Raw genomic sequence first — 17,419 nt, 5'->3', positions numbered from 1 at the left:
ACGCAATACCGCTCAGGCTGATAATGCCGCGCCGTCACGTTTGTCTATACTGGATCGTAAAAAAGGAATCTAAGCATCACAGTCCGTACCAACGAGACCGTGTAAAGGAGTCGAGCCATGTTGATTGGATTTGTGTTGTTAGTGAGCGCCTGCGGCCATGATGCCTGCGATGCCCTGCCGGTGTCGGAGCGCATTTACCCGACCAAAGCAGCCTGTGAAACCATGGCGGATCGTATTCATAAAGTGCGCCCTGGCGTGGTCCTGCTGTGCGGCGAAGTGCATCGTTAATTAAGGCCGCTGAAGGATGTGAAGAAAAAAGAAGCGGTTTAAACGTTGCAGCCTGCGGCAACAGCGTTCAAAATATAAGCTGTTTTAACCTATTATCGTTGTGATCCCCATGAAAACACCACGCCCCCGTCGTCCGACTGGACGCTGGGTTTATTACATTTTGTATGACGGCATTATCTGGCCCTGCCCGGTGCGCTGGGAGTGGGAAAGCGGCTTCGGCGGCTGGCTGCCGTTTTACTATTCGCCGACCTTCGAGTTCGTCGCCGGCGATCCTGGCAAGGCGTATCGTATCGCCCGTAGCGACGTGCGCGCTAAACGGCGCGAGCAGGAAGAGCGTGAATATGTGTGACGCGGCTCAGTGGGAGACCCAGGGCAGCCAGGATGAGGTCAACAGAAAGTGAATCAGCTCCAGCGCCAGCACGATCATCACTAATACGCCCAGCTTGTGGCGGCAAATCCACGCCTTCAGGCCCATATCATCGCCGCCCAGCGGATCAGCATCAACGCGCCGCAAATACAGAGCAGCACCAGCACCATTTTCCAGTGTCTTTTTGCCGGCAGATATTTCGCCACGCTTCTCCTCCTTCCGCAGAAAGAAAAGATGCGCCCCAGGGCGCATCCATTGCGGTTCATCAGAACCCGTGTCAGCCAGCATAGCGCGGTCGCCGATTGAGGGCGACCTGCTGGATCAATTATTCAGGGTATAATCGAGGGTGATCTCGGCGTTCAGCACCTGCGAGACCGGGCAGCCCGCTTTCGCTTTTTGAATGATTTCGTCAAACGCCGCGCTGTCGATACCCGGCAGGCTGATGGTGCTGTTCAGCGCCACTTTGGTGATGGCGAAGCCTTCGCCTTTTTTATCCAGCGAGACGTCAGCGGTGGTATCGATGCTCTGCGGCTTATGGCCGGCATTGCCCAGCATCAGCGACAGCGCCATGGAGAAACAGGCGGCGTGCGCCGCGCCGATCAGCTCTTCCGGGTTGGTGCCCTTCTCGCCTTCGAAGCGGGTGTTGAAACCGTAAGGCGTCTGGCTCAGCACGCCGCTTTCGGTGCTGATGGTGCCTTTACCTTTGATATCGCCTTCCCAGTGCGCCGATCCTTTCTTGTGAATAGTCATTTTATTCCTCCTGTTGATGAAGAGTGAGTAAGTATAGACAAGCCTCAGCTAACGGCACGCGGACGCGGCGCGACGGCTGCATTAGTGAGCGCCGCGCCGGCATCCACCAGCGCGTCGCGCGTGATCTCGGCGATTGATTTCGCGCCGGTCAGGGTCATCGCCACGCGCATCTCTTTTTCCACCAGCGAAAGCAGGTTTTCTACGCCGCGCTGGCCGTGCGTCGCCAGCGCATAAAGCCAGGCGCGCCCCAGCAGCACGCTGTCGGCGCCGAGCGCGATCATGCGCACCACGTCCAGCCCGTTGCGAATGCCGCTGTCGGCAAGAATAGTGATATCGCCTTTCACCGCATCGGCGATAGCGGGCAGCGCGCGCGCCGAGGAGAGCACGCCGTCCAGCTGGCGGCCGCCGTGGTTTGACACCACGATGCCGTCCGCGCCGAAACGCACCGCATCGCGCGCGTCTTCAGGATCGAGAATGCCTTTGATCACCATCGGGCCGTCCCAGAATTCGCGGATCCACTCCAGGTCGCGCCAGGAAATAGAGGGATCGAAGTTGTTCGCCAGCCAGCCGATATAATCCTCCAGCCCGGTCGGTTTGCCGAGATAGGTCGAGATATTGCCGAGATCGTGCGGACGACCGTGCAGGCCGACGTCCCACGCCCACTGCGGGTGCGTCGCCGCCTGCCAGTAGCGGCGCAGCGCGGCGTGCTGCCCGCTCATGCCGGAGTGCGCGTCGCGATAGCGCGCGCCGGGCGTCGGCATATCCACGGTAAACACCAGCGTCGAGCAGCCAGCGGCTTTGGCGCGCTCCAGCGCGTTGCGCATAAAGCCACGGTCGCGCAGCACGTAGAGCTGGAACCACATCGGGCGGTTAATGGCGGGCGCCACCTCTTCTATCGGACAGACCGAGACCGTCGACAGGGTAAAAGGGATGCCTTTCAGCGCCGCGGCGCGCGCCGCCTGCACCTCGCCGCGACGCGCGTACATACCGCAAAGCCCGACCGGCGCCAGCGCCACCGGCATCGCCAGGGTTTCGTTGAACAAGCGAGTTTCCAGGCTGAGATCGGACATATTCTTCAGCACGCGCTGGCGCAGCGCCACGTCGGCCAAATCTTCGACGTTGCGCTGCAGGGTGCGCTCGTTATAGGCGCCCCCGTCGATGTAGTGGAAAAGAAACGGCGGCAGAATACGCTGCGCGGCGGCGCGATAATCGGAAGCGGCAGAGATAATCACAGGTCAGTTTCCTTGCGGTTAAAAAGTGTCATTGCCTGGCAGACGCGTGATGCGCGCCTGGCGCGCTTCATCTTCATGCAGGCTTTTCAGGGTGGCGTGGACAAAGCCGAGGTGATCCATCGCCGCCCGGCGCGCCGCCTCGGCCTCGCCGGCGAGGATGGCGTCGAGCAGGCGCTGATGCTGTTCGGTGAGGCGGGCGAAAATCGGCGGCTGGCTGTACATACGCTGTCGGCTTTGCAGCACCGAGGATTGCAGCAGCGCAAAGAAGCCGCGCATGGTCTGCAGCAGCACCACATTGTGCGACGCTTCGGCGATAGCGAGATGAAAGCGCACGTCGGCCTGCGCGGCGAGGTCGGGATCGTCGCTCTCCTTCAGCTTCAGCGTGGCGTCGAAAGCGAGCCGCAGCCGCTCCTTATCCGCCTCGGTGGCGCGCTGCGCCGCATACCAGGCGGTGCTCGCCTCGATGGCATGGCGCGCTTCGAGAATGTCGTAGCGATAGTCGGGGTCATCCTGCAGCAGCGCACGCACCGGCGCGACAATGCGCTGTTCCGCCCAGGGGGCCAGCTGCTGACGCAGCCAGGTGCCGCCGCCGCGACGGCTGATCAGCAGGCCGCTGCTGATCAGCTGTTGCAGCGCTTCGCGCAGCGACGATCGCGACACGCCCAGCTCAGCGGCAAGCTGGCGTTCCGCGGGCAGCTTCATGCCAGGCTCCAGCTTTTGCTGCTCGATATAGCGCCGCAGCCGCACCACAAGATGCTCTGCGGCCGTCGAAGTCGATTCACTCATGCGTTATCCCAAAGCGGCGCGCTTTTTTGGTCGGACCAAAGGCGCGCTGCGCGACAATAAGAGTTTGAATGGTTAATCTTTTGTTAACCAGAGACAACCTTTACGGCGCGATTTTTCCGCTTCTGTGACTGGTGCTAAAAAGCAGGCTTGAATTGGTAGGACCAATAAGGCGAGTCGAAAAAAAAGAGAGAGGCATAAAAAAAGCCTCCGGCTGGAGGCTTGGTTCAACTGAGACGACGACGTCAGGCGCTCTTCGCCCATTTCTGGGCCGTCATCATCTCCATCGCCAGCGCAAACAGCTGCTGCTGGTTCTGTTCCGCGCTTTCGGCATAGCAGCCGATCATTGAGACAACCTTGTCAGCAGATAAGCTTTCACCGTGGACATGCAGCGTAAGCACTGCGCGGTCAACGATTTTCAGCACTTCTTCATGTGATCCCTGGGCAATATTACTCAATGGAGAACCCTCAAACTGTCGTTGTAATAGAAGTATGGCGCGCTAAATATAAAGCAATTGCGGTGATTATTTTATCGGCTGCATCGGTGACTTTATTTAATGATTAATTCTTTTGCTGGAGTATAAAAAAGGGAATCATCTGATACAAAAAGAAATTAATTTGCTTATTCGAGCAGTTATAAAGTTTTCATTGGCCTTGAAACGCCACACGATATGCACAAACAGCCTGCCGGCGGGTAAAATCATTAGAAGATAACATCCATTCTCACCGATCTTCGGGTTATTCCTAAACGCCCGCCGGGTGAAGCTATCATGCAGGTAACCCTTTTCGCAGGTTGCCGCGCGACGCACATTCTGCCAGACTTGCCGCGCTATTTTTCGACCACCTTTTGCCGCCGAGGCCGCCCGTGACCGCATTTACTACCCTTACCGATCTTCCCGCCAGCCAGATCGCCAATCTGGCCGACATGGGCTACACTGAGATGACCCCTGTTCAGGCCGCCACCCTGCCTGCGATCCTGGCGCGACGCGACGTGCGGGCGCAGGCCAAAACTGGCAGCGGCAAAACGGCGGCATTCGGCATCGGCCTGCTGCAGCATATCGACAGCAGCCGCTACGTTACTCAGGCGCTGGTGCTCTGCCCGACGCGCGAGCTGGCGGATCAGGTCAGCAACGTGCTGCGTCAGCTGGCGCGCTTTACTCGCAATATTAAGATCCTCACCCTGTGCGGCGGCCAGCCCATCAGCGCGCAGCGCGACTCGCTGGCGCACGCGCCCCACATCGTGGTCGGCACGCCGGGCCGTATTCTCGATCACCTGAAACGCGAGACGCTGAAGCTCGATCAACTCGACACGCTGGTGCTCGACGAGGCGGATCGCATGCTGGAGATGGGGTTCCGCGACGATATGGAAGCGGTGGCGGCGCTTACGCCCGCCAGCCGCCAGACGCTGCTCTTCTCTGCCACCTGGCCGGAGAGCATCGCCTCGCTCAGCGCGCGCTTTCAGCGCGACGCGCTGCATGTTGCCACCGAAGAGGTGAGCGAGCTGCCTGCGATCGAACAGGAATTTATCGAAGCGAGTCCGAGCGAAAAGCTGCCGCTGCTGCAGGCACTGCTGGCGCAGCGTCAGCCGGCCTCGTGCGTGGTGTTCTGCAATACCAAACGCGAGTGCGACGATATCGCCGCCGCGCTCAACCAGCAGAACATCAGCGCGCTGGCGCTGCATGGCGATCTGGAGCAGCGCGATCGCGAACGCGTGCTGATCCGCTTCGCCAACGGCAGCGGGCGCGTATTAGTGGCGACCGACGTGGCGGCGCGCGGCCTGGATATTAAAGCGCTGGCGATGGTGGTGAACTATCAGCTGGCGTGGGATCCCGAGGTGCATGTGCACCGCATCGGCCGCACCGGGCGCGCCGGCGAACAGGGCAGCGCGGTAAGCTTTGTCGCGGCGGACGAAATGGCGCGCGCCCACGCGCTGGAAGATTTTCTCCAGCAGCCGCTTCGCTGGCTGGCGGCAAGCGCGCTGAAAAAAGGCGCGCGCCAGCCGCTGCCGGCCGCCATGATGACGCTCTGCATCGACGGCGGCCGTAAAGCGAAGATTCGTCCGGGAGATATTCTCGGCGCGCTGACCGGCGACGCGGGCTTTCGCGCCGATCAGATCGGCAAAATCGATATCACCCCTACTCACGCCTATGTCGCCGTCGCGGCGAGCGAAGCTAAAGCGGCGCTGGTCAGGCTAAAGCAGGGAAAAATGAAGGGTAAAAGCGTGCGGGCGATTCTGCTGCAGGACTGAGCGTCACGCTGGAACGGCGCGGGGCGTTAACTTGCCCGCGCCGGGAATAAAAGGGTCTGATGGTTACGGCAGATCGATCTGCGTGACGTGCAGCACCGTTTTCTCGCCTTTGCCGTGTACGCGGCCGCTGACGCGCACCTGCTCGTCCGCTTTATAAGTTTTGCCGTCGAAGGTTTTCTCCGGCGCGATAATGGTGATGGTGCCGGTGCTGTCGCGGAACTGGTAGTTATCGCCCTGCAGCTTCTTCAGAATATAGCCTTCAAGCGTGACGTAACCGTCCTGACGAAAATCGCGGATCTGGTTGATGTGGGTCTGGCCGGTATCCTCTGAACCTTTATAACCTGCATCCTGTTTTTTCTGCGGCGGCGGCGTCGCGCCCGCTTCAAAACCGCCCTTCTCAGCCAGCGCTGGCAGACTCAAAACGGCCAACAGCGTAAACGTCATGACTTTTTTCATGGTGCGCTCCTTTAGTGAAATTTTTCCGTTGTTACCCACTAAGCCTGGCACAAGAATCGCTAACTGCCCGCGCGATCAAATTTGCGCGCCCGCCTCTCACTTTTTAGCCAACCGTGCCGATAACGCTCTTATCATTCACTTTCGCCGCGTCACAGGCGGCAGCAAGGCAGAGCAACGATGGATAATTTTCAAAAAGAGATAGATGAAAGAGCGAATCTGGCGTTATCGAACCGCTTTGAACTGCTGCTGTTCCGTCTCGGTACCGATCAGGCCAAAGGTAAATCGGAGCTGTTCGGCATTAACGTCTTCAAGCTGCGCGAAATTGTGCCGATGCAGCCCATCACCCGCGCGGCCGGCATGCGCTCGCCGCTGCTGGGCATGACCAATATTCGCGGCCAGTTTATCCCGGTAATCGATCTGCCGGCGGTAGCGGGCTGCACGCCGGAAACCGGCCTGAACCTGCTGCTGGTCACCGAGTATGCGCGCAACACCCAGGCCTTCGCCGTGGAGTCGGTGGATAACATCGTGCGCCTCGACTGGAGCCAGGTGCATACCGCCGAGAAAGGGATTGGCGGCCGCAATATCACCAGCATCGCCTGCCTTGACGATGAAAAGGGCAGCAACAGCCTGGCGATGGTGCTCGACGTCGAGCAGATCCTCTATGACGTTATCCCTTCGGTGCGCGGCGTCGAGCCGGCGCCGGAGACCGTGCGCAGCTTTAAACTCAAGCCCGGCGCGGTCGCCATCGTGGCGGAAGATTCAAAAGTGGCGCGTCAGCTGCTGGAGCAGGGCCTGAAGAGCATGGGCATTCCCGCGCTGATGCACAACACCGGGCTGGAAGCCTGGCTGAAGATTAAAGAGATGAACGAAGCTGCGCAGGCGGCGGGCGAATCGATCCACGATAAAATTGCGCTGGTGCTGACCGACCTCGAAATGCCGGAGATGGACGGCTTTACCCTGACCCGCAATATCAAACGCGAAGAGACGCTGAAGCGCATTCCGGTGGTGATCCACTCCTCGCTCTCCGGTAGCGCCAACGAAGATCACGTGCGTAAAGTCGGCGCCGACGGCTACGTCGCCAAATTTGAAATCAACGAGCTTTCCGCCGTGATCCACAGCGTGCTGGAAAAAGCGCCCTGATGCGCACTCAACACGCGACGCTACGTCGCGTGTTCCCTTTCTGCTGCCCTCTCATCGCCTCTCCTGCCGCTTTCTCCTTCTCGCCTTGCTGTCCTGCCCGTCTACTCGCTGACCGCCGTTATTCAACTGCTTAGCCTGGTTAATCTGATCGCCCATCGCCGCCGTAGTGCCGCCTTCGCGGCTTATGGTTGCTGTTCAACGTCCTTTTAATGCCGTTCTGTCGGGCAGATTCCGCTTGGAAAAAATTAAAGTCAAAACAAAAACATCCGATAACCTGTGCGCCAGCTCTCATTTTTAATCGCTATTGGGCGGCCTGGGCTGGTCACGCACAGGCGTTAAAAAACTTAACTATTGCAGCAGCAACATTCGATGTCATCGCGGGAGAACAGAGATGTGGAGTTTAAAAAATATGAAGGTCGGCGCCCGGCTTGGCGTCGCCTTCGGCATTGTGGTGGTGCTGATGGTGATCATCGGCGTCACTACCGTCAGCAAAATTCAGAGCATTAACAGCGGCATTTCCGCTATCGTCGACGACCGCTACGTCAAAGTGCGCCTCGCCTTCGACGTGCGCGACGGCGTAAACGATCAGATTAAATACCTGCGCGGCCTGGTGATCGACACCGCGCATCCCGACCGAAACCTCAAGCGTTACGGCCAGCTGGATGAAGCGACCCAGCGCACCAATACCGCGATGAACCGCATTGCCGCCATTCAGGTCACCGCCGTCGGCAAAAAGAAAATTCAGGGACTGATTGAGGCGGGTCAGCAGTTTGAAACCGCAAAAAACGCGCTGATCGCGCTGATCAAAGCCGGCGATTTCGAGAATGCCGGGGTCTACGCGCTGAAAACCATGACGCCAAGCCAGAACGCCTTCCTTGAGGGCGCGGAGAAATTCGCCAACTCGCAGGATGCGCAGCTGCGCAGCGAAGGCCAGACCATCGTCAGCGCCGCCAGCACGGCAATTATGATTACGCTGGTGTGCGCCGCGCTGGCGATCCTCGCCTCGATCATGCTGGGCATCTACCTGACCCGCTCTATTGTGCGTCCGCTGACCGAAGCGGTCGGCGTCGCCGAACGCGTCGCCGCCGGCGATCTGAGCTCGAAAATCACCATCGACAGCCGCGACGAAACCGGCGTGCTGATGCGCGCGCTGCAGCAGATGAACGACAACCTGCTGAGCATTGTGACCGAAGTGCGCACCGGCTCCGACACCATCGCCGTCGCCTCGAATCAGATCTCCAGCGGCAACCTGGATCTCTCCACCCGCACCGAGCAGCAGGCCAGCTCGCTGGAGGAGACCGCCTCGGCGATGGAGCAAATGACCTCTACCGTGAAGCACAACGCCGACAACGCGCGCGAAGCCAATCAGCTGGTGGCGAGCACCTCAGCGGTCGCGCGTGAAGGCGGCGTAGTGATGGAACAGGTGATTGAGAAGATGGAGGCGATTGCGCTCTCGTCGAAGAAAATCGTCGATATCATCAGCGTCATCGACTCTATCGCCTTCCAGACCAACATCCTGTCGCTCAACGCCGCCGTCGAAGCGGCACGCGCGGGCGAACAGGGACGCGGATTCGCCGTGGTGGCGAGCGAAGTGCGCAATCTGGCGCAGCGCTCGGCGTCAGCGGCGAAAGAGATCAAACTGCTGATTGAAGATTCGGTGGCCAAAGTAGAGGAAGGCAGCAAGCTGGTTTCCCATGCCGGCTCAACCATCGGCGAGGTGGTCAACAGCGTGAAGAGCGTGGCCGGCATTATGAGTGAAATCACTATTGCCAGCAGCGAGCAGAGCACCGGCATCAGCGAGATCAATATGGCGATTACCCAGATGGAAGCGGTAACGCAGCAGAACGCCGCGCTGGTGCAGGAAGCCTCCGCCGCGTCGCAGGCGCTGCAGGATCAGGCAGAGCGCATGGCGCAGGCGATGAGCGTGTTTAAAACCGGCGCGCTGCGTCCGGCGCAGTAAGCCGTTCAGCATCGGGCGACCCGAAAGGGCCGCCCGATGTGATTAGCGCGGGTAAACCACAGAAACGTCAAACCTGGTCGTGTGTAGCGGATGAAACACATCCATTAAAATGCACGCGCCTTATACAGGGCGTAAAGGCAGTAGTAAGCCGCAAAGCTGTTGAAATTCATAATAATATATTTCAGCTTTTCATTGCGGTTCAGCAGAATAAAAATCCCTTTCGAATATTTGCCACGCTTGATTTCGTTAATTTCGCGCGAGATTTCATTGTGCGTAAAGGAGTCGTGGTACATCGACGTCACAATCTGCATATCCAGCGCCAGCACCCGTTTCGATACCCCTTTGAGGAAGTAGTCGAGATCGCGGTGCGTATATTTACTCATAATGGTGTCGTAAAGCCCGGTCAGAAACTGCTTGCGCGCCTTGAGCTCGTTGTACTGCACGCGCTTTTTTGACAGCGAATCCATCACGTTTTCATAGTGATAGGCGGCGCTGTCAATCACCAGACAGTTGCTGATATTGTAGAAATATTTGAGGTTGAACAGCAGATCCTCGCTCATGGAGATGCCCTCGAGGAAATAGAGATTGTTCACCTCGATCACCCGTCGGCTGTAGCACTTGTTGTGCAGATAGCCGATATTGTCGCTCATCTCCAGCTCGCCCAGCAGATAAGGCATCTCCTGCGCCGCAAAATAGCCATATTTGCGGATGCTGCCGATGCGGTCGTCCACCAGGTTGCCGACGATTAAATCCACCGGCCGGCCGTGGCTGTTATCCAGCGACTGCTGAAAGCTGGCGAGGAAAGACTCTTCCACCCAGTCGTCAGCGTCGAGGAAAATAATAAAATCCCCTTGCGCCTGCTTTAGCGCGCGATTGCGCGCCGCGCTGACGCCGCCGTTAGGCTGATTGATAACGCGGATCGTCGGCTGATAGCTAAACTCCTCCAGCAGCGCGGCGGTGCCGTCGGTGCTGCCGTCATTAACCACGATTACTTCATAATCATCGCAGGTTTGCTGCAGCACACTGATTAAGGTTCTTCTCAATGTTTTTTGCGCATTCCACGCGGGAATAATAATGCTGAACTTTGGTGCTGGAATCATTTTTCATTCCTCTTAACTATCTGAGGGTCTTGGCGTCGTTTAATAAAAACCATATTTTTTTGGGACTGAAAAAAGAGCGATGAATAGTGAACATCGGTTGAGCGGCAAAAAAGTAATTCAACAGCGTAAAGGAGAGCAGCTCGGTCAAAATAACGCTAAAGGCAGCGCCGGTTAGCCCATAGAGCGGCACCAGCACGACGGAAGAAACCAGGCAAATCAGCAGTACGAAAAAGGTTTTTTTCACCAGATAGGCGTAGCCGTTGTACTTGATAATAAAGCGATCCATTACGCTGCTCAGCAGGCCGAACATCGCCCCCAGGCAGAGCCAGACCGTGGGCGCGACCGCATCCTGGTAGGCCGGGCCGTAAAAGTAGTGAATAAAGGGCGGCGCCAGCAGCGCGACGGCGGCAATGACCAGCGCCGACACGCCGACCACCAGCAGGTGCAGCTGCTGAATTTTAACGATGGCGCGTTTAGGATCGCGCTCCGAGAAAAAGGCCGGATAGAAGGACGCCAGCAGCGCATTGGGCAAAAAGACCCAGGCGCCGGAGAGGGTTAAGGCCACGGAAAATACGCCCGCCTCTTTTACGCCGAGAAAATAGCTGACGCTGAACTGGTTGAGGCGCGTATAGAGGGCCACGGCGATCACCGAGAAGATCAGCGTGCCGCCGGAGGCGAGCATGTAGCGCGAATAGGCTTTCAACTGTTTAGGGTTGGGCCTGTGCACCGCGCCTTCGTAGCGGCGGAACAGCGCCAGCTTAATCACGAAGGGAATAAAGGTCGCCAGTACGATCGGCAGCGCCAGCCAGGCGGGATCGAGCCCCCAGCTGGAGATAACGAAGCGTATCGTCAAACTGATGGTTAAGCCGATGACGTTGGCGATAACGTTCAGCTTCGCATTCAGCATCGCCTCGTTAAATACGTTCACCAGATCGATGGCGGAAAAGAGACAGGCGATGGCCGCGGCGACAATAAAGATCTGCGCCTGCGAGCTCATCTCTTCGTGCATGATCACCATCCCGACCGACGCCAGCGCCAGGTAGAGCGTGACGATCAGCACCGAGGCGGAGATCATCAGCCTGATACCGGACGCTTTATTCTGCGACAGCCGTTTCAGCAGGATGACATCGCTGCCCATATAGGCCACGGTCTGCAAAAACTGAAACACCAGCAGCGAAATGGAAATGATGCCGAAGGTGGTCGGGCCGACATATTTCGCCACAAAAGAGGTGACGAAAATCAGGCCGAAAACCGCGATGATCTTTTCGGCGATCATCCACATTGAGTTCTTCAGTTTATCTTTCATGGTTATCCTTCGCGCCCCACGTGTTGCGCCAGCTTGCGCAGTTGCGAAACCAGGCGCGGCGAGCAGAAAAAGAGCGTGAAGTAGAGACTCCAGCCGTTAACGATGACGCCGGAAGAGAGATAGGCTTTAAAGGCTTTGCGATAGCGCCGAATATGGTCGTTGATAAAGGCGGCGTTAAATTCGCCGGAGGCGATGGCCTTATATAAATAGGCTGAAGAGACTTTTAGCAGCAGAAAATAGAAAAACTTGTCGTTGCTGCGCGACAGCAGCCGCTGCATTTCGCTAAATGAACGGGCGAAGGAGAAATGCTTTTCGCGTACCGACGAGCGCGTCGCCGAGTTCTCTGACTCGACGTAGTGATAAATCACGCTGTTGATGCAGATGACCCGCTGCGTGCTGAGCAGGCTGAGATACTGCATCACAAACAGCAGATCCTCAAAGTTGGCGATCTGTTCGTTAAAGCGCAGCTGATGTGCGCGAATCAGCTCGCCGTTAAAGAGTTTGTCGCAGATGCCGTGGCGCGGATGGAAATAGAGCAGATCGTTGACCGCGTCGCTGGCGCTGAGTACGCGCTGCGCCTCCGGCGGAAAGGCGCGCGCAATCGGCTGCCCCTGCGGCGTAAAGTGCTGCGACTCGCCGACAATCAGGCCGACTTCGTCATTCATCAGCGCCAGGCAGAGGCTCAACGCGTCGGCGGGTAGAAAATCATCTGCATCGACGAAGCGCAAATAGGTGCCGCGCGAGGCGGCAATACCGGCGTTGCGCGCCGACGAAACGCCGGCATTACGCTGGGTGATAATGCGCACCTGAGGATGGTCGCTCCAGCTCTCCAGTATCAGCGGTGAACTGTCGGTTGAACCGTCGTCCACCAGAATCAGTTCGACGCGCGGCGCCCGCTGCGCCAGCACGCTTTCAACGCAGCGAATAATCGAGTTTTCGGCATTATAGACCGGCACAATTACGCTAATTAACGGGTTGTTAAGCGTCACCATAGATCCTCTGGAAAAGTTTTTACCTCCGCGCTAAAAAGCGCGGTAATAACCGCAATAAAGTTTTAATGCCGGGCTCACGTCAGCGTTTTTGTTTTTTTCCCGGATAAGTGTTGTGCGACTACAGAAAAAATCAGGATTGAATGAGGAGATATTACGTGGCGCTTTTATTGCGTCAATGGGGCGAGCGCTAAACCGGAATTTCCGCACAGACGCTCTGCTTATCCATCAGAATTAATGGATAAGCGGGCATTACGCTTATCTGTGAGATCCATCGCCTCCCGGAACAGGAACCATTAAAAGTCGGAAAATCCTCGAATAAAAATTGCGCTTCGGCGACGCCAGAAAACGCTTATCCATTAGGAATTATCCTGGTAGAGAAAAATAAAAATTGCAGTGCTTTCATGACATCGCAAAATTAAACACACAATCCTATTAATCGGGCTTAATAATTTTTATTTCTCGAAAGCGTCGCTATTTATCAGCGGTTAATTATGCTCTCTTAAGGATAATAACAATATGCATTTAAAGCATAGCGCCAGGTTAAACAACGCTGATGTGAAAAAAGCGAGAAAAAAGCGGGGAAAAATTAAGGCGGTTAACGTGACGCAGATCGCGTAAATTTTGCCGGTCGGACTAAGAATTGAGCGAGGCGTCAGGGCAGAGGAAAACAAGGCGCTGGCGCCGCGCATTGTGTGAAGGGCTGGCTTTCTCTCTTCACGCAAGGGGTTCAAGCGCATTCAGCGCGTTCATGACCGCATCCGGCATGCTGGGCCTGCCGTTGCTGAGACAGGTGCAGACAAAGGTCGCTTCGGCACAGGTGACGCCATCGACTCTGATCTGTTGAACGAAGTTTACCCGGTTGCGCTTGCTATTTTTTTCCAGCGCGCAGGTCACCTCCAGGCGGTCGCCTTTTTGCAGGCTTTTACGGAAGCGCAGCGAATATTCCAGCACCATATAAAGGCGTCCCTGTTTGAACTCCTCTTCGATGTCGATACCCAGCGCTTCACGCATGTAGGCATGGCGCGTCCATTCCATATAAAACGGATAATAGAGGCCGTCGACGATGCCCTGGAAATCGATATGCTTTTCATCAACCTCATAGTGTTTTGCAAACATGTCCGTATCCTGCAGTAGTGAGTAGATTAACAGTATGATTTTGCTAATCTAACCTGGCCGGTCGCGGATGCCATGCTTTTTTTGTGCTGCGGCAAAGGAAAAAAAGCCAGGCGTTTCGCCTGGCGCAGCATCAGTTCAGGTGCGTTTTCAGCCCATCGGCCGCCTGGCGCAGCGCAGTACGCACCGCCGGCACGTCGCTCAGCCCGTTCAGCAAGCCGTAGTCGTGGATCAGCCCGTTGTAACGCGTTACCGTGACGTCGACGCCTGCCGCGTCCAGCTTGCGGCCAAAGGCCTCGCCTTCGTCGCGTAGCACGTCAAGCTCGGCGGTCTGGATTAAGGTTGGCGGCAGCCCCTGCAGCTGTTCGCGGGTCGCACGCAGCGGCGACGCCAGAATATTATTACGGTCGCCTGCTTTGGTGGTGTAGTTATCCCAGAACCATTTCATCATATTGCGCGTCAGGAAATAGCCCTTTTGAAACTGCTGATAGGAGCCAGTATCGAAGCGCGCATCGGTCACCGGCCACAGCATCACCTCATAGCGAATCGCCGGGGTATGCTGCTGCTTCGCCTGTAGCGCCACCGCCGCCACCATGTTGCCGCCGACGCTGTTGCCTGCCAGCGCCAGGCGCTTGCCGTCTACGCCAATCTCAGCGCCATGCTCTGCCACCCAGCGGGTAGCGGCGTAGGCCTGGTTGATGGCGACGGGAAAGTGCGCTTCCGGCGACGGCGTGTAGTTAACGAAGACCGCGGCGGCGCCCGACTCGTTCACCAGGTCGCGCACCAGACGTTCATGGGTCTGAAAATCCCCTAACACCCAGCCGCCGCCGTGAAAGAACATAAACACCGGCAGCGTGCCCTGCGCCCCTTTGGGCTTAACGATATTCAGTTTTAAAGGCTGGCCGTTCACCTCAATGGTTTTTTCCGTAACCTCGGCCTCAGGCAGCGTCGCGCCCTTTTGCGCGCCGATCAGCACCTCGCGCGCCGCCTGCGACGCGAGCTGCTCGATAGGTTTGCCGCCGCTGCTGTTCAGCGCGTTCAAAAAAGTCTGTACGTGGCGCTCCGGCTGCGGCGCGTCGGCGAAGCTGTTAGCGGACGCGGCGGCCAGCGCCAGCGCTAAAACGGTATGTTTGATGGTCATAAGGTGACTCCTTCAAGTTTTCGCTATTAAATCGCACACTATTTAAATGCACCCTCTTCGCAGCGGTGCATTTGGGATGAGGTGAATATATATAGCGCACTATTTAATAGCAAACAAAAAATAACCGCGACATGCCGAAATTAAAGCAAGCAATTGATAATTAATGTGTTTAAATCATTCAACAGACACGTAAAGCTAAGCGTTTGCAAAAAGGATGACAGATAAGCTAACGATGAGGACGAGCAGATAATCTTGCGTTTTCTGGCGGGAATAAGACGGGACCGCTGCTGTGACAAATCTGTCCCACAAAATCAAGAAAAAGAGGGGGATCAGCGCGACAGACTTGAAATAACTGGTGCCGGAAACAGGAGTCGAACCTGCGACCTTCGCATTACGAATGCGCTGCTCTACCAACTGAGCTACACCGGCATAGAGGCGAGAACTACGGGGCATTAAGTTAGAAAAAAGCGTCACTTCCGTCAAGAGCCGCAGCGCGCGGATGCTGCTTTTCTCGTCATCTGATAACGAAAACAGCACGGCAGCCGCCCTTCCCTGCGCGCTACCATGCCAAAAACAAAAAAAGGCGAGGCCGCAGCCTCGCCAAAACGTGCCTTTCATCAATCGTAATAAGGAACCTTGCGGTCGGTACCATTGATATTGATCAGCACAAAGCCCGAAGGCGTGGTTTTATTAGTCGGCGTACCCGCGGTCGTCGCGAGCGTGACTACGCCTTTCTCGTTGGCGCCGATGCCCGCCACTCCATTGTGCAGGCCAAAGCGTGCCGCCGGTTTCAGCGTCCCTATTTTAGTGGTATCCGTTACCATCGACAGATCAGACTGGAACAGCGAGCATGAACCGGTATCGAAGCGCGTCGGGCCGGTACATTTCAGGTTGAACAGGGTGTCCCCACTGTTCGCGGCCAGCTTTACCCAGACCACCGCGTAGGTGGTGCCGACGCGGTTGTAGCGGATATCCAGCACGGCCGGCTGCCCCATATGGTGCGCGTCGGCCCAGACGGTTTCCAGCCGCTGCAGGTTAATCCAGGTTTTACCGGTGCCCACCATATTCACCGGCGAAGCGGCGGTGGTGGAGGGCGAAGTGGCGTCGCCTTTGCCGATCATTTCGATGACCCACTGCTGGTTGGCGTTAGGGAAAAAGAACTGACCGAGGCGATACCAGTTATCGGTAGCGGTATTGTTGGTGACCTTATAACCGCTGAAGTACCCTACCCGCAGCGAGCCGGTCATAAAGGTGCCGTGGTTTTCATCGCGGCGATAACCATACTCGAAGGTCGAGAGCCAGCGGCCGCTGGCGGCGTCCTGAGAGATCCTCGCCCCAGACTGCAGGCCGATCTGACGCATCACCACGCGCGCATTGTTCAGATTGAACGGGCTACCGCAATCCTCGATGTTCAGCGTGTCAATGGTCCAGCCGCCGTCGGAGAGATCGCCCGGGTTGCGCGTATGCTCAATCCAGACGTTGCGCATAATCCCCTGGGTGACGCGCGGCATATAGAGCGTGGCGTCGCCGTAGCCGGTCTGGAAGTTAGCGTTGCTCAGCTCGATCGCCGTCGAATGGTCCCAGACGCCGCGCGGTGAGTTTGACCAGCCTACATCGAACACGCGCGAATAGGTGTAGAGGGTATAGATCTGGTCGAACTTACTGTCGAGCGTATCCAGCAGCTTGAACACCGTGCCACCGGTATTCTGCGCGCGGAAGCAGTGAATATTCACCGTTTCCCCCTCGATACAGGTGTTCTCGAAGAACGGCTGCTTGTTGCTCACCAGATCGGCGGTAATGGTGCCGGTATTGGCGACGGTGTCGGCGCTCGCCTGACCGTTCCACGCCATCCCGGTGATCACCGTGCGGCGCGCTTTTACCTTGAACACCGGCGCATCGCTCTTATCGGAGATAATGGTGGTGCGCGGCAGCGAGCCCAGCGGCGAATCGTCGCCGAGCAGACCAAAGAAGGTCGCGTCGGTGGCGCTGAGATCGATCGGCTTGATCAGGTATTTCCCGCCGGGAAAACGCACGGGCAGCGCGACGCAGTTGGCGTTCCAGGTTTTGGTCCAGTTGTACATGCGCATGAAGGCTTCGGTATCGTCGGCGTAGCCATCCCCTTTCGCGCCGAAGTGCAGCACGTTCAGCTCGGCGGGATCGTTGATGGTGCGCTTCCAGTAAAAGCCGTCGCCAACCGCAATGGTGCCGCCGTCATCTTTGAGCGTGGTGGTGCCGAGATAGCCGACAAAATCGCCGCCGCCGCGGAAGGTGGAGTCCTTGTCGTAGTAACGGTTCAGGCTGGCGACCTGGCCTGCTGTTGCGGGTTTGGTGGTACGCAGCTCAGCAAATGAGTTTACTTCAATCATGGTATCCTCCTCAGGATTTAGGGTACTAAAGCACGTTGTTAATCAGGGTTTAGCCGGGTGGCCGCAAAGCCGATCCCACATGTCGTTGTGGGTATTGATGGCGCGAACGGTGCGAACGTCCATGCGCTGCGCGTCGTCGCCGTGGGTGTAAATCGGGGAAAAAAGCACGCAGGCCGA

At 57.2% G+C, this 17,419-nt stretch carries 18 protein-coding genes and 1 tRNA gene; 5 read left to right on the top strand and 14 right to left on the bottom strand.

The genetic code is table 11. The annotated features are described in order from the left end of the window. Positions 1 to 117: 117 nt before the first annotated feature. Together B3229_RS06955 and B3229_RS06950 are read left to right on the top strand one after the other, a co-directional pair. Complete coding sequence (locus B3229_RS06955) at positions 118 to 288, top strand: hypothetical protein (protein WP_094078501.1); 171 nt, start codon at positions 118 to 120, stop codon at positions 286 to 288. A 109-nt stretch (positions 289 to 397) separates the two neighbouring features. Further along, positions 398 to 637 (top strand): hypothetical protein, encoded by a 240-nt coding sequence (locus B3229_RS06950; protein ID WP_033752778.1) that lies wholly within the window; start codon positions 398 to 400, stop codon positions 635 to 637. 116 nt (positions 638 to 753) lie between these two features. Here the strand turns inward: B3229_RS06950 and yniD are convergent, their stop codons facing one another. The 5 genes from yniD to B3229_RS06925 all read right to left on the bottom strand — a co-directional run bounded on the left by yniD (position 754) and on the right by B3229_RS06925 (position 3,878). Beyond that, a complete protein-coding gene (gene yniD / locus B3229_RS06945; RefSeq protein ID WP_096072666.1) occupies positions 754 to 861 on the bottom strand; it encodes a small membrane protein YniD in 108 nt (35 codons plus the stop codon). Positions 862 to 976: 115 nt separating this feature from the next. After that, positions 977 to 1,405, bottom strand: a complete 429-nt coding sequence (locus tag B3229_RS06940) for an OsmC family protein (RefSeq protein ID WP_033752779.1) — start codon at positions 1,403 to 1,405, stop codon at positions 977 to 979. A gap of 44 nt (positions 1,406 to 1,449) precedes the next feature. After that, positions 1,450 to 2,637 carry an FMN-dependent L-lactate dehydrogenase LldD gene (gene lldD, locus B3229_RS06935; protein WP_048786465.1) on the bottom strand — a complete coding sequence of 396 codons (1,188 nt, stop codon included), beginning with the start codon at positions 2,635 to 2,637 and terminating at the stop codon, positions 1,450 to 1,452. Positions 2,638 to 2,655: 18 nt separating this feature from the next. Next, on the bottom strand, positions 2,656 to 3,423 hold the full coding sequence (gene lldR / locus B3229_RS06930; RefSeq protein ID WP_048786463.1) for a transcriptional regulator LldR: 768 nt from the start codon (positions 3,421 to 3,423) through the stop codon (positions 2,656 to 2,658). 242 nt (positions 3,424 to 3,665) lie between these two features. Then, complete coding sequence (locus tag B3229_RS06925; protein WP_286870190.1) at positions 3,666 to 3,878, bottom strand: hypothetical protein; 213 nt, start codon at positions 3,876 to 3,878, stop codon at positions 3,666 to 3,668. 407 nt (positions 3,879 to 4,285) lie between these two features. On the opposite strand from B3229_RS06925, the gene dbpA reads away from it, so the two are divergent. After that, positions 4,286 to 5,668, top strand: a complete 1,383-nt coding sequence (gene dbpA / locus B3229_RS06920; RefSeq protein WP_286870189.1) for an ATP-dependent RNA helicase DbpA — start codon at positions 4,286 to 4,288, stop codon at positions 5,666 to 5,668. A gap of 63 nt (positions 5,669 to 5,731) precedes the next feature. Here dbpA and B3229_RS06915 read toward each other — a convergent pair whose 3' ends face one another. Further along, positions 5,732 to 6,124: a YgiW/YdeI family stress tolerance OB fold protein gene (locus tag B3229_RS06915; RefSeq protein WP_048785571.1), complete on the bottom strand. Its 393-nt coding sequence runs from the start codon at positions 6,122 to 6,124 to the stop codon at positions 5,732 to 5,734. A gap of 177 nt (positions 6,125 to 6,301) precedes the next feature. Between B3229_RS06915 and B3229_RS06910 the strand changes: the two genes are divergently transcribed. Together B3229_RS06910 and B3229_RS06905 are read left to right on the top strand one after the other, a co-directional pair. After that, positions 6,302 to 7,264 carry a chemotaxis protein gene (locus tag B3229_RS06910; protein ID WP_033788740.1) on the top strand — a complete coding sequence of 321 codons (963 nt, stop codon included), beginning with the start codon at positions 6,302 to 6,304 and terminating at the stop codon, positions 7,262 to 7,264. A gap of 391 nt (positions 7,265 to 7,655) precedes the next feature. After that, positions 7,656 to 9,224, top strand: a complete 1,569-nt coding sequence (locus B3229_RS06905) for a methyl-accepting chemotaxis protein (RefSeq protein ID WP_286870188.1) — start codon at positions 7,656 to 7,658, stop codon at positions 9,222 to 9,224. A gap of 104 nt (positions 9,225 to 9,328) precedes the next feature. Here B3229_RS06905 and B3229_RS06900 read toward each other — a convergent pair whose 3' ends face one another. From B3229_RS06900 to B3229_RS06865, 8 genes are all read right to left on the bottom strand, one after another. After that, positions 9,329 to 10,324 carry a glycosyltransferase family 2 protein gene (locus B3229_RS06900; RefSeq protein ID WP_048785575.1) on the bottom strand — a complete coding sequence of 332 codons (996 nt, stop codon included), beginning with the start codon at positions 10,322 to 10,324 and terminating at the stop codon, positions 9,329 to 9,331. Positions 10,325 to 10,340: 16 nt separating this feature from the next. Then, positions 10,341 to 11,630 carry an oligosaccharide flippase family protein gene (locus tag B3229_RS06895; protein WP_048785577.1) on the bottom strand — a complete coding sequence of 430 codons (1,290 nt, stop codon included), beginning with the start codon at positions 11,628 to 11,630 and terminating at the stop codon, positions 10,341 to 10,343. A gap of 2 nt (positions 11,631 to 11,632) precedes the next feature. Continuing rightward, positions 11,633 to 12,622: a glycosyltransferase family 2 protein gene (locus B3229_RS06890; RefSeq protein ID WP_286870187.1), complete on the bottom strand. Its 990-nt coding sequence runs from the start codon at positions 12,620 to 12,622 to the stop codon at positions 11,633 to 11,635. Positions 12,623 to 13,336: 714 nt separating this feature from the next. After that, positions 13,337 to 13,738, bottom strand: a complete 402-nt coding sequence (locus tag B3229_RS06885) for an acyl-CoA thioesterase (protein WP_286870186.1) — start codon at positions 13,736 to 13,738, stop codon at positions 13,337 to 13,339. A 130-nt stretch (positions 13,739 to 13,868) separates the two neighbouring features. Further along, the gene (locus tag B3229_RS06880) at positions 13,869 to 14,876 is read right to left on the bottom strand and encodes an alpha/beta hydrolase (protein WP_286870185.1); all 1,008 of its coding nucleotides are present in this window, start codon (positions 14,874 to 14,876) and stop codon (positions 13,869 to 13,871) included. Between the two features lie 353 nt (positions 14,877 to 15,229). Then, positions 15,230 to 15,305: transfer RNA gene (locus B3229_RS06875), tRNA-Thr, on the bottom strand. A gap of 188 nt (positions 15,306 to 15,493) precedes the next feature. Beyond that, complete coding sequence (locus tag B3229_RS06870; RefSeq protein ID WP_048785585.1) at positions 15,494 to 17,242, bottom strand: glycosyl hydrolase family 28-related protein; 1,749 nt, start codon at positions 17,240 to 17,242, stop codon at positions 15,494 to 15,496. Positions 17,243 to 17,284: 42 nt separating this feature from the next. Continuing rightward, positions 17,285 to 17,410 (bottom strand): hypothetical protein, encoded by a 126-nt coding sequence (locus tag B3229_RS06865; protein WP_275043380.1) that lies wholly within the window; start codon positions 17,408 to 17,410, stop codon positions 17,285 to 17,287. Between the last annotated feature and the right edge of the window lie 9 nt (positions 17,411 to 17,419).

It is taken from the genome of Pantoea sp. UBA5035 (assembly GCF_002415245.1).
GTDB lineage: Bacteria > Pseudomonadota > Gammaproteobacteria > Enterobacterales > Enterobacteriaceae > Pantoea > Pantoea septica.
This window is presented reverse-complemented; position numbering and strand designations above follow the sequence as displayed.

Excerpts from the sequence above, each read along its gene's own strand:
- B3229_RS06870 (WP_048785585.1), bottom strand. The coding sequence starts at position 17,242 with ATGATTGAAGTAAACTCATTTGCTGAGCTGCGTACCACCAAACCCGCA.
- B3229_RS06915 (WP_048785571.1), bottom strand. The coding sequence starts at position 6,124 with ATGAAAAAAGTCATGACGTTTACGCTGTTGGCCGTTTTGAGTCTGCCA.
- B3229_RS06910 (WP_033788740.1), top strand. The coding sequence starts at position 6,302 with ATGGATAATTTTCAAAAAGAGATAGATGAAAGAGCGAATCTGGCGTTA.
- B3229_RS06900 (WP_048785575.1), bottom strand. The coding sequence starts at position 10,324 with ATGATTCCAGCACCAAAGTTCAGCATTATTATTCCCGCGTGGAATGCG.
- B3229_RS06885 (WP_286870186.1), bottom strand. The coding sequence starts at position 13,738 with ATGTTTGCAAAACACTATGAGGTTGATGAAAAGCATATCGATTTCCAG.
- B3229_RS06890 (WP_286870187.1), bottom strand. The coding sequence starts at position 12,622 with ATGGTGACGCTTAACAACCCGTTAATTAGCGTAATTGTGCCGGTCTAT.
- B3229_RS06955 (WP_094078501.1), top strand. The coding sequence starts at position 118 with ATGTTGATTGGATTTGTGTTGTTAGTGAGCGCCTGCGGCCATGATGCC.
- B3229_RS06895 (WP_048785577.1), bottom strand. The coding sequence starts at position 11,630 with ATGAAAGATAAACTGAAGAACTCAATGTGGATGATCGCCGAAAAGATC.
- B3229_RS06950 (WP_033752778.1), top strand. The coding sequence starts at position 398 with ATGAAAACACCACGCCCCCGTCGTCCGACTGGACGCTGGGTTTATTAC.
- B3229_RS06940 (WP_033752779.1), bottom strand. The coding sequence starts at position 1,405 with ATGACTATTCACAAGAAAGGATCGGCGCACTGGGAAGGCGATATCAAA.
- B3229_RS06905 (WP_286870188.1), top strand. The coding sequence starts at position 7,656 with ATGTGGAGTTTAAAAAATATGAAGGTCGGCGCCCGGCTTGGCGTCGCC.
- lldR (WP_048786463.1), bottom strand. The coding sequence starts at position 3,423 with ATGAGTGAATCGACTTCGACGGCCGCAGAGCATCTTGTGGTGCGGCTG.
- B3229_RS06880 (WP_286870185.1), bottom strand. The coding sequence starts at position 14,876 with ATGACCATCAAACATACCGTTTTAGCGCTGGCGCTGGCCGCCGCGTCC.